Source organism: Paenibacillus sp. FSL K6-2859 (assembly GCF_038008265.1).
GTDB classification, from domain to species: domain Bacteria; phylum Bacillota; class Bacilli; order Paenibacillales; family Paenibacillaceae; genus Paenibacillus_AQ; species Paenibacillus_AQ nitricinens.
In genome coordinates, this window is sequence record NZ_JBBOYU010000002.1 from 15,793 (window position 1) to 32,148 (window position 16,356).

At 38.4% G+C, this 16,356-nt stretch carries 8 protein-coding genes, 1 rRNA gene and 1 pseudogene; 9 read left to right on the plus strand and 1 reads right to left on the minus strand.

Features of this window, described 5'->3' with window-relative positions; translation table 11 throughout:
• Positions 1–11: 11 nt before the first annotated feature.
• From MHB64_RS30635 to rrf, 5 genes are all read left to right on the plus strand, one after another.
• Positions 12–1,490 carry a TniQ family protein gene (locus tag MHB64_RS30635; protein ID WP_094873095.1) on the plus strand — a complete coding sequence of 493 codons (1,479 nt, stop codon included), beginning with the start codon at positions 12–14 and terminating at the stop codon, positions 1,488–1,490.
• Positions 1,491–1,832: 342 nt separating this feature from the next.
• A complete protein-coding gene (locus tag MHB64_RS30640) occupies positions 1,833–2,984 on the plus strand; it encodes a tyrosine-type recombinase/integrase (RefSeq protein WP_179281707.1) in 1,152 nt (383 codons plus the stop codon).
• A gap of 1,092 nt (positions 2,985–4,076) precedes the next feature.
• Positions 4,077–6,164, plus strand: a complete 2,088-nt coding sequence (locus tag MHB64_RS30645; RefSeq protein ID WP_094873092.1) for an ATP-dependent nuclease — start codon at positions 4,077–4,079, stop codon at positions 6,162–6,164.
• Positions 6,149–7,837, plus strand: coding sequence for a UvrD-helicase domain-containing protein (locus MHB64_RS30650; protein ID WP_094875818.1), 1,689 nt, complete (start codon positions 6,149–6,151; stop codon positions 7,835–7,837). The genes MHB64_RS30645 and MHB64_RS30650 overlap by 16 nt, the downstream gene beginning before the upstream one ends.
• Positions 7,838–8,157: 320 nt before the next feature.
• A 5S ribosomal RNA gene (gene rrf, locus MHB64_RS33970) occupies positions 8,158–8,270 on the plus strand.
• A gap of 355 nt (positions 8,271–8,625) precedes the next feature.
• Here the strand turns inward: rrf and MHB64_RS30655 are convergent.
• Positions 8,626–9,252: pseudogene (locus MHB64_RS30655) on the minus strand (hemolysin family protein); the annotation flags it as partial.
• A gap of 441 nt (positions 9,253–9,693) precedes the next feature.
• Here MHB64_RS30655 and MHB64_RS30660 point away from each other — a divergent pair.
• From MHB64_RS30660 to asnB, 4 genes are all read left to right on the plus strand, one after another.
• The gene (locus MHB64_RS30660) at positions 9,694–11,697 is read left to right on the plus strand and encodes a peptidoglycan D,D-transpeptidase FtsI family protein (RefSeq protein WP_094875816.1); all 2,004 of its coding nucleotides are present in this window, start codon (positions 9,694–9,696) and stop codon (positions 11,695–11,697) included.
• A 203-nt stretch (positions 11,698–11,900) separates the two neighbouring features.
• The gene (locus tag MHB64_RS30665; protein WP_256989721.1) at positions 11,901–12,953 is read left to right on the plus strand and encodes a C39 family peptidase; all 1,053 of its coding nucleotides are present in this window, start codon (positions 11,901–11,903) and stop codon (positions 12,951–12,953) included.
• Positions 12,954–12,974: 21 nt separating this feature from the next.
• Positions 12,975–14,294, plus strand: coding sequence for a D-alanyl-D-alanine carboxypeptidase family protein (locus tag MHB64_RS30670; protein ID WP_094869058.1), 1,320 nt, complete (start codon positions 12,975–12,977; stop codon positions 14,292–14,294).
• A gap of 188 nt (positions 14,295–14,482) precedes the next feature.
• Positions 14,483–16,351 carry an asparagine synthase (glutamine-hydrolyzing) gene (asnB, locus tag MHB64_RS30675; protein ID WP_094869059.1) on the plus strand — a complete coding sequence of 623 codons (1,869 nt, stop codon included), beginning with the start codon at positions 14,483–14,485 and terminating at the stop codon, positions 16,349–16,351.
• Positions 16,352–16,356 lie beyond the last annotated feature (5 nt).

Below are 16,356 nucleotides of genomic sequence, written 5' to 3' on the forward strand. Positions count from 1 at the left end.
GGAGGAACGATATGGTTGCTATATGGAGGAAGGAATGGATCAGGCCATACGAATCGGCTTGGTCCATTTTCGAAAAATTTAGTTATGCTAATGTCATCAATAGATATACCATTCTTAAGGTTGTTGGAAATGATGAAGTAAAATCAATCAAGAATATGCATGTTGGAAACCATTACAGAGATTTGTTAACGCTAAAGGGCTTTGATGAGAAGATATTAGAAAAGTACCTAAATGTGAATTTACATACACATACGAACCATACAATGAACGAACTGCTTCGTCCACTTGGACCAAACTTAGGGAATAGTCAAACTTGGTTTGCTCCACATTTACGATGGTGCCCTAGTTGCCTAAATCATGGTTATCATAGCCTGTTACATCAGTTTACTTTGTTTAAGAACTGTCCTATACATAGTGTAAAGCTTGCTGAGGAATGTCCCGTTTGTAAAGTAAAGATACCTTTTTTATTGAGTGATACTGTTATGGACAAAGCTTTTACTTGTAAGTGCGGCCACAAATATTCAAATCTACACTGGGACCAATGGATTAAGAACTTAACTATTAATGATCATCGTGTATACGATTGGATCAACAAAACTGATCGAGATATAAATAATGATCCAATAATTTATATCCCAAGTCATATTGATTTCGACGTTTTAAACAACCTAAAAAAGAAAGAGTTCGCAGAAGAATTTATAATTAGTAATATGAAGCAAGTTGGAAATATAATGGATGAGTCAGTTCTTTTCGAGGAAATTTTCATAGAGAATCGATTTATTTTTAAAGCAATTGATAAAAAAATCCAAAAATCACTCTGCCTACATAAACTTTGTATAAGGCGTTTGCAGTTACTTTTAAAAGAAGAGGGGGCAGATTTCCCGTCTATTTGTCCTTCTGCTTATTCCTATATATTCTGGAGACAATCGATTCTTGGGTCACCTTATTTTTATGGACATTTAAAAGGACTGAATAATACAGGGAGAGAAAAAAATGACTTTAACGCAATTTCCCCCTTGTATAAAGAAGAATTAAAGCAACTATATATAGCAGCTAAGGATACTCTCGCCCGTGAGATGATAACTGATACCAAACCTCTGAAATGGATTATTAATAAAGCTTCAGCATATTTGTATAGTCAACTCTTTATCAATTGGTTTAACTTCGCAGAAGAGGGTTCTAGTAATATACGAGTTCCTAGGGGAGAAGCTTTGAAAAAAATAATTCAGGAAGGTATGAACTTTGCGTTTGCTATTGAAAGAGACTATCAGGAACAAATCATCATTCGTTTCATTCCAGGAAGCAATCGTCAAATTGGACAAGATCACCAAGAATATGATAAAAATGAATGTAATCGTTTGAATAAAAGAGAGATTAGAATGCGTTCTTATATTCCTTTAGCTGTTTCAATGATGTCATTCGAAAACCAGGAAGCAAAGAAAAGAATGCAAATATATGTGGACCAGTATGTGGCGAAACTAAAATTATAGTGAGGTATCAATGATGACTTCTAAGAATTGAAGGAGGTTCACGGATATGAGAACAATCGTTATCTCAAATACCGAATAGCCATGGATATTATCGAACTTTTATGGAGTTTGTTTGATTAATTACGATTCAAAATGTGACAAGCTTGGAGAATATATTGATGAATGTCATTCATTTTTAGAATTTGTTTGGGAAATCCAACGTTTGACGAAAAATCTCGAGAGTCAGGGCAACAGGTGGAAATCATGATGGTTTTGACGATTAATAGGCAAAATGCAAGTATACGTGGTTCAGTATGTGGCGAAACTAAAATTATAGTGAGTTACATACAAAGGAGAATCCTGATGAAAAAAAATAAAATCCTGGCATCAATGAATCGATATGGTCATAATAAAGACGAAGCCAATATGGAGATATATCGCGAAGAAATAGCAAAAGATCGTTGGGATGTTCGTAATCTTGGGATACCTTTTAATACGACAAGAGCAGAATACTTTCTGACTTTTGAGAAAATAGATATTACATTTAGAGAGCTTATCAAAAAATATATACAGCATCGCTTGTTTGTTCAAGATTCAATAAAGTTCTCTACTGCTCGAAGTGAGGTTATGACGTTAGTTCCCTTCATAAAATTCATTGTGCTAAAAAATCCACACTGGGTAGATCTTAAGTCTCTTACACGAAATGATATTTGTGAATACTTTGAAAGTCTCAAAAACTCACCAATGAAAGGAAACAAATCCTCAAATTATAGAGTAAAGAAGCCCACTGATTATTTCATTTGGCGTATGATTGGTGGATTAGAGAATTTCCTTTATTATCTGCAACGATATGAGTGGGTAGAAGCACCAGGGGTACCAATCAGAAAATTGATTTATCAAGAAGATCGCCCAAAACTTAAACCGAAGAATGATGAGGATTATAAGCATGTGTCCGATTATGTTTGGGAACAGATTTTGGCAAACCTTGACCTTCTTGATGATCAGTATGCAACTATCCTTTTATTAATGGAAGCATCTGGATTCCGTTTAATTGACATCTTAAACTCGAATCAAGATTGTTTGATAGAAATTAATGATCAATACTGGGTACGGTCTGGTAGAAAAAACTCCAGATATGAATTTCCAATGGTACCTATTCAAAAGGATCTCGCAGAGTTAATGAAAACATATAGGAATAAAGTAAAAGAATTACTGGGAAAAGATCACCCTAATAAATTATTATTTATACGTTATAAAGGGAATAAGGGAGTTGGAAAACAAATTCTACAACTATCCTTTTTAAGGAGTCTAGATAGATTTGCAGAAAGAGCAAATATCACAGACGAGTCTGGAAATGTTTTTCATTTTACAGCCAATGGCTTCAAACATCGTTTCGGTTTGAAATTGATGAAAGCAGGATTAAATATGGCTCAAGTTCATCAGATGATTTCAAATGTCACCTCAGAAATGCCAATGATCTATGCAAGGAAAATTCAAAAAGAAATGCAAAGCTAAGAAAGACTGATCTTCAACTGTAGACTGACACAAATTACCCTACCATATAAACCTTGATTTCACGGTTTTTTTTGGTATTTGGTAGGGAACTTTGTGTCGAAAATTTGTGACACAAATTTCCCTACTCGATTAGAGAATGACACAAAACCACCTACTTGTTAGGAGTAATGACACAAATTTCCCTACTCGATCGGAGGGGCGAATAAAGTTTTTCACTTGGAATAGGATTTAAATACTCTTTGTGAAGATTCTGTTATTGTAGATGGAACATTCATAACTCTAATTTTATAGTGCACTTCTTTTAAATGATGTTGATTTACTCTTTATTTCAGTAATTTGATAATTTATTTTATAGTGGTTTCGATGATTGAGTATACGTATGATTAATAATGTGGACCGAAGTAGACCGGCGAGAATGCAATCAAGACAATACATTTGTATTTTTTATAATATATGAAGGACTGCTTAGTATCGCTATAAAAGAAAAGTGATTAACTACGGCGGCATTGCTAATTTGGCTATTGCTGTCGTTATTTTTTTTCACTCACTTGCCAAGGGAAGGTGAATGGGATTCCTCTTAAATCAACTATTGTTTTAGTAATTCTACTATATATTGCATAATTTTGAATCCATCGACATCCCCAGACTAGTACTTTATTTTTATAAACTCTGATATTACAACAACATTTATTTACATTCGATAAAAATAGTGGAAATTCGACACGCTAAAAACATCGTCAGACTTTGCTGACGATGTTTTGTTGTTATAACTACATAAAGATCCTCCCTTATGGGACTAAAGTTCGACAAAAAGGAGGTATATTCTTCCTTAATGAAGAATGTTTGAGTATGGAAGATGCTATCAGAGGGAACTAACATGAAATGATTAATAGATCCAAACAAAGATCTAGGAGTATCAACTACATCTAAAGTAGTTTTATTCTGAAATACCAGCAATATAGAAAGCTAACAGATGGGACATTATTTACATTTACGAATTTGGATATAGAGGATCAATGATTTTGTTCCACCTACATTACTACATAGAATAAATTTTTAACATAATATCATCTTATAATTAGGAGAATGAGTATGTATATTTCGAGTATTTCTATCGAGAACTTCCGAAACTTTAAGAGTAGTACATCTATAAACTTTAACGAGGGTATGAATGTAATTATAGGCCATAACAATTCTGGCAAATCAAATTTACTTAAAGCCTTAGAACTAGTTCTTAGTGTGAATTCACCTAAAAGGCTCTGTGTGGATGATTTTAACAAGGAAGTCACAGTTGATGATCTTAAGAAAAACTCCCCCAGAGTAACAATTTCAGTGATATTTACCGAATCCAAAAATGAAGATGAATTTTCAGAAGATTTAGTCACAGTAGCGAACTGGCTTATCGAGTTAAAAGAGCCTTATCAAGCAAAGTTGACTTACTCTTTTTATTTACCAGAAAAAGAAGAAGAAGAATATATTAATGCGATGAAATCTGAAAGCTCGATAAACATAGAAGACTACTGGCTCCTTATAAAACATAAGTTTTTAAGGAAGTATAAGTCTAATGTATACGGCGGGGATATTTTACTAAAGCAACTCGCTGACACAGAATCATTAAATAAAATTGATTTTCAGTTCATAGACGCAATTCGTGATGTTGAACGTGATTTATTTACTGGAAAAAACACTCTATTAAGAGATGTTATTGATTTTTTTATGGATTATGGAATAAAAAATAATGACCAAAAAAATAAAGATAAGAAAACACAACAAGAAGAAATCGAAAAATTAAAAAAAGACTTTTCTGTTAATGCAGCTGCTCTAATTAAAACCCTACAAGATCGAATGGAACATGGAAAAATCGAGATGTTAAGTTACGCCAAGGATACAGGAGCTTCTTTTGGTAATGCTGTGCCTGATTTTGATGGGAATATTTTAGATTCTGAACTTTATTCAGCTCTTAGATTAATTGTGAAATACGAAACTGGAATAACAATACCTGCCACTCACAATGGTTTGGGTTATAATAATCTGATTTATATGTCCTTGCTACTTGCTAAGATGCAAAAAGATGCTTCCGGTGATTATTTGGGAAGTAACGCTAAGACATTTCCTATTTTAGTAATTGAAGAACCTGAAGCTCATTTACATCCAGCAATGCAATATAAATTTTTAAAGTTTCTTAGGGAAAATGGTAAAAGTAAAGCAAGACAGATTATTATAACAACACATTCACCAAACATAACTTCAGCGGTTTCTTTAGATGAAATAATGTGCTTCCATCGAACTGATAAAAACCAACTGAATATTGCCTATTTGGGAAGAATTTTTGAGAACGATCCCAAAGGTAAAGCTTACATAGAAAGATTCTTGGATACAACTAAATCTGATATGTTGTTTGCAAAATCAGTGATTTTTGTTGAGGGACTAGCAGAACAATTAACAATGTCTATATTTGCTAAATATATTGGCCATGATTTAGAAGGTGATCACGTAGCTGTAATAAATGTTAATGGAAGATATTTCGATCACTTTCTCAAGCTTTTTGATACAAACCAAAAATTCACTCTACATAAAAAGGTAGCTTGTATTACAGATTTAGACCCTGTGAGAATAGAACTCAAAAACATATCAACAAGTTTTAGTGATGATTTGGATAAAAGTAATTTGGATGATGATACCAAATGCTTCCCTTTTGAATTGTATACAGATCCAGATAAATATAGATACTCCTCTTGTACTAATTCGTTAGTATATCAAGTTCAACCTTATAACATCCGTTGTTTTTCCCAGCAAATCGATCAAGGGAAAACCTTCGAATATTCTTTATGTTTTGAGAATCCTGGTTGTTCTTTAATTCTAAATAAAAACATGACAAATTATAAAGAACTCGTCGATTTATTTAATTTATTTAATACTGAAAAACCATTTGAGTCTATTCTAGAAAGGCTAGGAAAAAGAGGAGGATTACGTGCACGAATTACCGATGGTATTGATAAAAATACTGGGACTCAGAAAAAAGAACATGTTCTCGCTGCCAGATACCTTAGCTCTGTCAGTAAGGGGGAGAATGCTTATGAACTGGCATACAATATGAATCAAAATTTAGAAAGTGCTAATAAGATACCTTTTCAAGTTCCTCAATACATAAAGGATGCGATCGTATGGATTTCGAATTAATATCTGCCGACTCTACAATTCCAATTGAAACTCACTTTAAAGTCGTAGCAGGGCCCGGGGCTGGTAAAACAAGATTTCTAATAAACCATATTCAGAATATACTGCATCAATCTCAGCGACTAGGTCGAAATAAAAAAATAGCATGTATTACCTATACTAATACTGGCGTAGAAACTATTTTAAAAAGACTCCCTAATGGGCATGATCACGTCGAAGTATGTACTATTCATAGTTTTTTATTTCTGCATGTAGTAAAGCCATTCTTATCTTTAGTTAGTAAGAAACATAATATTAATATTCATAAAGTTAAGGGACCTAGTGAACACTTAATATCAGGTTTTTTTAAACAAAGTGGATTGGAATATAGATACAGACTATCTAACGTTGAAGTAACAAAGGAATCCTTTTGGTTTATTGATAATGATAATGTTTGTAAGCTTCACATCAAAGGCAGAAAAGCAGACATGCACGAAAACCTGTATAGATACAAACAGATGTTTTGGGAAAAGGGAATCCTTCATTATGAAGACATTCTAGCCCTATCATGGGAAATAATGATTTTAAATCCAGATGTTTTAAGAGTCATTCGTTCTAAATTCCCATATATTTTTATTGATGAGTTTCAAGACACATCTCCTATACAAACAAAAATCATAAAACTGATTGCAGAAAAAGAAACGATTATTGGAGTTATTGGAGATTCAGCTCAATCAATTTACAGTTTTCAAGGTTCTGATATTATACAATTTGAGGAATTCAATCTAGAAAACAATGTAAACTACAAGATGGAAGACAACCATAGAAGTACAGTACAGATCATAGATTTGTTAAATTCAATTCGACCTAATATTTTTCAAAAAAGCCCTAATAATAAACAAGGGAATTTGCCGACTATTCTTATCGGGCACCCCTTGAACGCAGTAAAATATATTGAAGATTCACTCAATCTCAATAGTGAAGAAGAACTTTATACACTCTCTTTTTCTAATAAAAGGGCTAATTCTATAAGAGATAAGATAGATTATACGGACAATATCAGATCCGAAACACTCGAATCTATTTTCACCAATAATGATAGCTCTAATGAACGAAGAAAAATCATAGTTCCCATTATTAAAGCAATAGAATATGCACGCCTTTCCAACTTTAAAAAAGCAATTCAGGAGATAAATAAGATTTCCAATCAAATAATCAATGAAAGAAAAGGATTGGAGATCATCCAGCAATTATTAACTGACTATAGCAAATTTAATGATCAACCAATCCAAAAACTATATGAGAAAATTTTGACTCTAAGCATCAATATACCTGTTATTTCCAAAAGGGAAATTCCAACAAAAATAGAGGAGTTCTATAAAAATAAGAAGTATTCAGAACTCGCTTTATTAATATCAAGCCAAGACATTGTTGGTAAAGATCGAACCATACATCAGGCAAAGGGAAATGAATTTGAGAATGTATTAGTGAATATTCTTCCGCATAAGCAAAATTACTCAGAAAAGAGAGAATTGGGATTTCTTTTAAATCCTGATGTGATTTCAAAAGAAGACCACCGAGTTTATTATGTGGCTGCAAGCAGAGCAAAGTCTAATCTGTTTTTTTGTGTACCAAGTTTGTCTCTAAATGCTACAAAAAAACTAAGCAAACTTTGCAAAATCCATCCTCTAACATAAGTCTTAGTAAATGCATTTACAAATTGTTGTCTAGCGATCGGACCGTAGTTAACCCTCATAAGCATACCATTCTAAGCGTGAGTCACTCCTTACGAGCAGGTAAGACCCCTTGAAGACCGACGAGGTAGATAGCTTGGAGGTGGAAGTGCGGCAATGCATGGAGCAACCAATACTAATCGCACTATGGCTTATCCAAAAAATAAAACACAGATTTGTTTAGGATTCAGTTTTCAGGTGATTACGCCTGTACACACCGAAATTCATTTAAACATCCGTGATGAACCCAATTTCTAGCGACAGGTCTGTTTCACAGACGCATGTTTGGTGGCATAGCAGAGGGGTTCCACGCGTACCCATCCCGAACACGACCTTTTTAGCCTTCCACCGCCGGTGGTACTTGGCGAAAGGACTTGAGACTAGATCGACGCCAAGCTAATCTAAAGCATCTCCTTAAGGTGATGCTTTTTTGTTTTAATGTTCGAAGTAAGGTGAAAAGTACAAATCATAATGTTGTCATCTACTATAAAACCTAGAAAGTGTCTGAAGACAAGAAATTGGTCTCTTTGCCGATTTGATATTAAGCAAAATAGGATGTGATAAAGTATTTAGAAAGTTTAGTCGTTTTTTTTCAGTCTGTTATGACAGAGGCAGAGAATTTAGAGGCTGTCATTGTTACCTTAAAGAAATTGACCTTTGAAAGTGAGAGTAGAATTTATCTAGTCTGTGGGAGCTACGGTGGTTTTGTTTCTACGATTGTGGGAGCCAGAAGAAGAGATAAGATTAAGGAAGTGGTTTTGATATTCCAGCTTAGTTTCATTCAGCTCACCGCCTTCGAAACTTTGGGCCATAATGATCCGCACTTCTTCTTCCGAGTAATGCTCTTCATGCCCGACAGGTTTGACTCCAAACAGACGAAGAATTACCCGCGATGTTCCATTCAACGCCACAATAAAAGGATGCATGATTTTGCCGAACCAATACAGCGGAGGTGAGAGAAGCAGCGTCAGCTTCTCGGCGAACTGGATGGCAAGCGTCTTCGGCGCCATCTCCCCGACAACCACATGTAGAAAGGTAACAAAAATAAATGCAATCGCATAGGACGCTACGGAAGCGCTCGCTTCGGATAAATTAAATAAATCGAAAACCGGATACAAAATACGTTCTACTGTGGGCTTGCCAATAGCTCCAAGTCCTAGAGCTGTAACTGTAATCCCGAGCTGACACGCGGATAGATAATAATCCAGATCACCGACGACTTTTTTAGCAATAATAGCCTTTTTATTTCCTTCATCAATCAATTGTTCTATCCGTGACATTCGGATTTTAACGGCAGCAAATTCCGATGCTACAAAAAAAGCTGTCAATACAATTAACACTGCAAGAATAAATAAATTCATGATCGTTATTAAGTCCAATCCTTCCCATCTCAAAGAGGGACTCACCTCCAAATTGTAGTCAGATTACACTTCTTAATCCGCTAATGGGTTTAACAAAAGTACCGTCTGAGGCGGATCAATTCAGGAGCACAATCCATTTGCAAAATCGCCTTCCCATTATTGTTCAGCCCCCCCTCGAAATATATACGAAGGAGTATAACATAAAAGCACTTAAACCATCCAGTTGTACGTCATGGTTTGGTAAGTCGGGTGATCTCTCACTCTTCTCTTATTCCCCCAAGAAAAGATGTTGTAATACTTTCTTCACAAGATCTTCAAATCCATCTCCTACTATTGTAAATAGAGGTTAGTTATTTAGGCCAACTAAGGAGGTGGAAAGATAGTTTTACTATGGACTTTAAGAGCTGTCCTGACCTCACCTAAGCTTCATGAAACTCTATACTATAGTGAGGAAATGTGATGACAAAGTTTAATTTCAGCATAAAGAAAAATTCAAATCCCAAGAATCATCTGCATCTACGTATTAATATTTTCTTTTTTGGCGTATTCATAATCTTTTCAATTCTACTCATTCAATTGACAGTTCTACAATTTGTGGAAGGACCTGTAATGGCTGAGCAAGAGAATATCAGTGTAACAAGGACGGCTCCTTTACTCCCTGTTCGTGGGACGATATATGATTCTACTGGGCAAACGAAGCTGGCTTATTCTGAACCCTCGTACTCCTTGTATATTACTTTATTTAAGAACTATAGTGAACAGAGCGGAGGGTCACCAAACCCTAATCGAAAAGAGATTTTGGAGTTAGCAGAGAAACTGAGTAAAGTCTTCCAGCAGTTAAAAAATATAAACACCGCTGATTATAGTGTAGAACAAATTATCGAAGCTATGGACTTAGAGTATAAACAGGCCCTTGGCTATACTCCCAGACTCATAAAAAGCGGACTTTCGAATCAAGAAGTAGCTTATTTTATGGAGAATAAAATGGAATATCCCGGTGTGTCAGTCGTAGAAGAGACGATCAGAAAATACGACCCGGATACAATAGCCGTTCAGGCGATCGGATATCTGAAATCCTTCAAAACATCAAAGACCACTGTCAAGTATAAAGAACTCGATAGATTGAATGCCGAACAAACGGATCCTGGACTGATCTACTCTGAACTCGAAGATGTAGGCGTATCAGGACTGGAAATGCAGTATCAGGATTTGCTGCGCGGAAAAAATGGTTTTAAGCAAATTGCTATTAATGCCGTTAATTTGCCGGAAGAGGGTTCGCTGCCTGTTACACAACCGCCGATCAAAGGATACGATCTCGTCTCCACTCTTAATAAAACAGTTCAAATGAAGACTGAACAAGCTATCATAGATCAGTTGCAATGGTTGCAGCGAACGCCCGTATCCGGGAAGCTCCACCCCAACGCGAAGACGGGCTATGCAGTTGCCATGGAGGTGGAAACCGGAAACATAATCGCTATGGCAAGTATGCCAGATTATGATCCTAATGCCCCTTGGGATTATGAGAAGATCAAGTATATTTATCGCAATGGAACAGTGGAGTCTTTTCCACCAAATGATTCAGGACAGCATCCTGAATCCACTGTGCTCCTAGGTTCAACGATAAAACCGCTCAGTGTTCTAATCGGACTTAATGAAGGCTTAATCACACCAGGTACTACGTATATGGATCAAGGATATGCTGAATTCGGTAGGGATAATTCAAGAGTCCGTAATTCGGGAGGCAAAGCTTTTGGCTTGTTGACTCCTGTAACTGCAATTAAGAATTCATCCAATGCATTTATGGTTGACTTAATTGGCGAACAATTGTGGAGGAAATACGCAGATCAGTCAGTGGAAGTCTGGGATAAATATATGAAAGAATTCGGTCTAGGAGTGGAAACCGGGGTAGATTTGCCGCGAGAGTTTAGAGGACGAATTGAATATAACCAGAAAAACCAATCTCAGCTTTCAAGTATGGCTTTCGCTTCGTTCGGGCAGCAGGGTAAATATACAGCGTTGCAACTTGCACAATATACAGTGATGCTTGCCAACAAAGGTAAACGAATGGAGCCTCATCTCGTTAAAGAAATCCGAGATACTAACGGAAGTGTCATTCAAACCATTGAGCCGAAAATCTTAAACGAGGTTTCGTACGAAGATGAGTTATGGCAAACGATTCACCGTGGAATGGCTACGAATGTAGACAGCGCATTTCAAGGGTTTCCTTATGATTTCGCCAGAAAGACCGGAACATCCCAACAAACGATTTATAAGAATGGTCAAGCTATAAATGTGGAGAACGGAGTTTTCATCGCCTTTGCACCAAGAGAAAATCCGAAGCTTGTAGTTGCTGTTGTCGTTCCTGAAGGTGGTTACGGTTCACAAAGTGCAGCTCCCATTGCACGGAAAATTTTTGATGCTTATGATGCGGTGTTCGGATTAACTATGTCGCCACAAAGTTGACCAGTGATCTGAAAGACCTCAAGATAAGAACACAAATGCAGACTCTTTATGAAAACCGCGTAAATCGCGGTTTTTTTATTACTAAAAATCACTCGGGCTCCCCCCGGAAAAGATGTTGTAATAATTCCTTCACAATATCTACAAAGTCCATCGTTACCCTTAGAGATGTACGCTCATTACACTGCAAAGATAGGTGGTTTTGATTGCCAAAACAAAATAAGAACAAGGCTTGGTTACAGCATTTCATGTTAGTGTTAATCGTCTTAATCGCAGTTATCGTAACTGAACGTTTGCTTCAACCCAAAGAGCTTGTTATGCCGCAAAGCGAATCTTCATATGTGAATGAATTAGAGAAAGAAGCAGACAACACTTTTGCTGTGTATAGCGGGTCTACATTTGTAAACAGCTATACTACGCTAGGAGAAGCTATTAATTATGCTGAATCCACTCGATTAGCATCAGTCCGAGAAAAGGGATCTAATGCTTTACTGTGGAACAATTACCGTCCGTATTTGGTATACCAGAGTGAAATACTTGTGGCTGATTTTTCAGAATACGCAGAGGCTGTACAGTTCGCCAGAGGTAATCTGGGAACTCGTGTGTACCATGTCAGCAGTGAAAAGACAATATGGACCCTACAACCATTGCCGGCTCAGGTCCAGCCCCTTGATGCCGTACTAGTTAACCAAATGCCGGAGCTGCCGCGGGGTTGTGAGGTGACGAGTCTTGCGATGCTACTAAAACATGCTGGAATCGAGGCGGATAAAATGATACTTGCAAAACAAATTCGCAAAGATCCGACACCGTATTCCAAGATTAATGGTTCAGTTACATTTGGCAATCCTTACGATGGCTTTGTCGGCGATATGTACTCCTATGATAATCCGGGATACGGCGTCTACCACGGGCCGATTAAAGATCTGGCTGAGATGTATTTGCCTGGGCAGATCATTGATATGACTGGCAGCAGCTTTGACGATATGCTGGTTACTCTCACTCAAGGGAAGCCTGTGTGGGTTATAGCCAATACTTATTTCACTTCGTTGCCTATTGAGATGTTTGAAGAGTGGGATACCCCAAGTGGTCCAATCAAGATTACCTACAAAGAGCATTCCGTGCTCCTAACGGGCTATGATGAACGCTACATTTACTTCAATGACCCTTTGACCGAAGTGATTAACCGTAAAGTGAAGATCAACTCGTTTCGTGAAGCATGGGAGCAAATGGGCAGACAAGCCATTACTTATTCGAATTGAGACTAAAGGAGTGTACATCAAGTGTTAACCTCAAAAATTAAAACATACGTGATCCCAGCTCTAGTGTTTGTCAGCTTATGGGCAGCCTTTTACACAGGACCCTACGCCGTTGTATCAGCTAACGCCCATACACCCGCACCTGTCCGAAGTCTATCGCTACAGGCCAAATCGGCCATCCTTCTTGAAGTAGAGACAGGACAGATCTTATACCAGGCGAACGCAGATATCGCCTATCCGCCAGCCAGCATGTCTAAGATGATGACGGAGTACATCGTGCTTTCCGAAATCAAGGGCGGACGGTTAAACTGGGAGGATCAGGTGGCCGTTTCAAAAAGAGCCCAGGATACTGTGGGATCCAAGGTGTTTCTAGCGGAAGGCGATACACATACCGTTAGAGAATTGTTTACGGCAAAGGCAGTGGGGTCGGCTAATGATGCGTCAATCGCACTGGCTGAACATATTGCCGGCAGTGAAGAAGCCTTCGCCATGAGAATGAACGTTACTGCAAAAGAACTTCAGTTAACCAATGCCCACTTTATTAATGCCACCGGTTTAGGCAGGGGGGATATGAGCGAAGAATACCGTCCCACAGAAATTGAAGGTGAGACCGTGATGTCCGCACGTGATGCCGCCTATCTGGCATTGGCCATACAGCGCGAGCATCCCGATTTTTTCGAAATCTCCAGCCTTCCTTCATACCAGTTCAAGGCACGTGATGCCCAGCCGATCATTAACTACAACTGGATGCTGGAGGGGAATTCTTCCATAACCTCACTTAAAAACTATGCTTACGAGGGTCTGGACGGTATGAAGACAGGTTACACAGATCAAGCGGGTTATTGTTTTACGGGCACCGCCGAGCGGAATGGTATGCGGCTAATTAGCGTTGTCATGGGAACAGCTTCTGAGTCCATGCGTTTTGTTCAGACTCGGAAACTGCTCGATTATGGATTTGGCCAGTTCGAACGAAAGACGATTCTTGCAGAGAGAACGGTTCTGGAAGGGTTAGAAACCGTAAAAGTATTTAAAGCCAAGGAAAAAGAAGTAGGTCTGGAGACAGAGGAGGACCTAACTCTGATGACCATTAAAGGAACAAACCCTAAATTAACAATAACTGCCGAATTCGTAGATGAAATTGTAAGAACAGCTCCTATTCCAGATGGAACAGTTCTTGGGAAAGCAACAATTACGTATATAGATGAAACAGGTCAAGAGATCAAGTCAGAGATGAATTTGTTGTCTAAAAACCAAGTGGATAAAGCAAGCTGGTTCACTTTGATACTCCGTTCAATCGGAAATTTCTTCAATAACCTAAAGGATTCTTTAATGAATTTATTCTAAATCGGTGTTGTATTCAATAAGAGGATTTCAGCTCTCATTACGTGGTGCTGGAGATCCTCTTTTTTTTATGTCCCGTCCGTGAAGAAATTGTGGAGAATCGTAAGCACAAATGTAATCAAACCATCACGGTTTGTTCAAATACACTCCCTAAAATAAAGAAGAGATAACAAGTTAAGGAGTGCTAATTTATGTGTGGAATTACCGCTGTATATAATCGAAATCAAGTGCCTGTACAAGCCCAGATGCTCAGGCAGATGATAGAAATCATCAATCACCGCGGGCCTAACGACTCCGGTATTCATTTAAATGGGCACGTAGGTCTTGGTTTTCGAAGACTAAGCATCCTTGACCTGGAGCACGGCGCACAGCCGATGCACAATGAACCGGGCGAAATATCCCTTATTTTTAACGGAGAAATTTACAACTACCGGGAGCTGCGTGAATCACTACAGAGAGAGGGACATCACTTTCATACAGAGAGCGATACCGAGGTTATTCTCAGGCTGTATGAAGCCGAGGGTGAACACTTCGTCAAGCGGCTGCGAGGAATGTTTGGACTGGTCATCTGGGATCAGAGACAGCAAATGTTGCTGGTAGCCCGTGACCCTTTCGGAATCAAACCTATTTATTATTCTGAAACACCCAGTGGGTTCATGATTTCCTCAGAAATCAAATCCCTCCTGGCATCAGGTAAGATCGACAGAGAAGTGGATGGGCAAGCCTTCTCCCATTATCTGACCTTTCAGTACGTTCCGGAACCGGCCACTATGTTTAAAGGCATTAATAAGTTGATGGCTGGAAATATGCTTGTTATTAAGCAAGATCAAATATTCATAAAACCTTATTTCAAGGCATCATTTTATGCAGAGGATATTGTTACTTTTCCGGAGTTGGTAGAGGAGACGCGCGCTGTGCTGATGGATTCTGTTCAGATTCACCGGAACAGCGATGTGCCCAGAGGTGCCTTTCTGTCAGGAGGTATTGACTCCAGCAGCTTGGTGGGGATGCTCCAGCGTCTGGAGCCTACCCGAACCTTCTCCGTAGGTTTTGATGTTCCTGGATATAGTGAACTGGAGCTTGCCCGTAAGACGGCAGCGCATCTGGGTACAGAACATTATGAAGTATCGGTAAGCGCTCAAAGCTACCTTGAGGCGCTTCCGCGTATGATTTGGCATATGGATGAACCGGTTGCCGATCCTTCAGCGGCGGGTATTTACTTTGTTTCCGAGCTGGCCAGCAGGTATGTCAAAGTGGTTTTTTCCGGCGAAGGAGCAGACGAATTTTTCGGCGGCTACAATATCTACCGGGAGCCGTTATCCCTTAGAATGTTTAACTATATGCCAGCCGCAATGCGAAAGCTTGCCGGTGCAATTTCGAAGGGAATGCCGGCAGGAATGAAAGGAAAGAGCTTTTTAGAGAGGGGAAGTTTGGAGCTGCAGGAACGCTTCTATGGTAATGCAAAAATATTCCACGATGCTGAAAAGGGAGCAATAATGCCCGATAATCTAGCAAGAACTTTCCAGCGTGCACAAGAAGTGACCTTGCCGCTATATGAAGCTGCTGCTCATTATGACGACATTACTAAGATGCAGCATATTGATATTCATACCTGGCTGCGGGGAAATATCTTAATGAAAGCAGATAAGATGTCGATGGCACATTCTATTGAGCTTCGGGTTCCCTTTGTGGATCCTCGGGTTTTTGATCTCGCATCCCGTATCCCAAGCAAATACAAAGTGAATAAAACAACTACCAAGCTGCTTCTACGGGAAGCAATGAAGGATTTCGTACCTCCGGATGTGCAGAGCCGTAAGAAACTAGGCTTTCCGGTTCCCATCCGCATTTGGCTCAAAAATGAATGGTACCCTTGGGCTAAAGAGGTTATCGGCTCTGCTGATGATATTCCATGGATAACTACAAAACAAGCGTTGGGTATGCTCGAAGATCATCGGGCAGGCAAAGTGGATGCCAGCCGCAAGCTATGGACAATTTTGGTGTTCATCTTATGGCATCAGATGTATATTACTGCTCCAACGACTGTACCTGCTCTGCACTAAAAGAG

Coding starts and splice junctions, on each gene's coding strand:
- MHB64_RS30660 (WP_094875816.1), top strand. CDS start 9,694: ATGACAAAGTTTAATTTCAGCATAAAGAAAAATTCAAATCCCAAGAAT.
- MHB64_RS30650 (WP_094875818.1), top strand. CDS start 6,149: ATGGATTTCGAATTAATATCTGCCGACTCTACAATTCCAATTGAAACT.
- MHB64_RS30635 (WP_094873095.1), top strand. CDS start 12: ATGGTTGCTATATGGAGGAAGGAATGGATCAGGCCATACGAATCGGCT.
- MHB64_RS30645 (WP_094873092.1), top strand. CDS start 4,077: ATGTATATTTCGAGTATTTCTATCGAGAACTTCCGAAACTTTAAGAGT.
- asnB (WP_094869059.1), top strand. CDS start 14,483: ATGTGTGGAATTACCGCTGTATATAATCGAAATCAAGTGCCTGTACAA.
- MHB64_RS30640 (WP_179281707.1), top strand. CDS start 1,833: ATGAAAAAAAATAAAATCCTGGCATCAATGAATCGATATGGTCATAAT.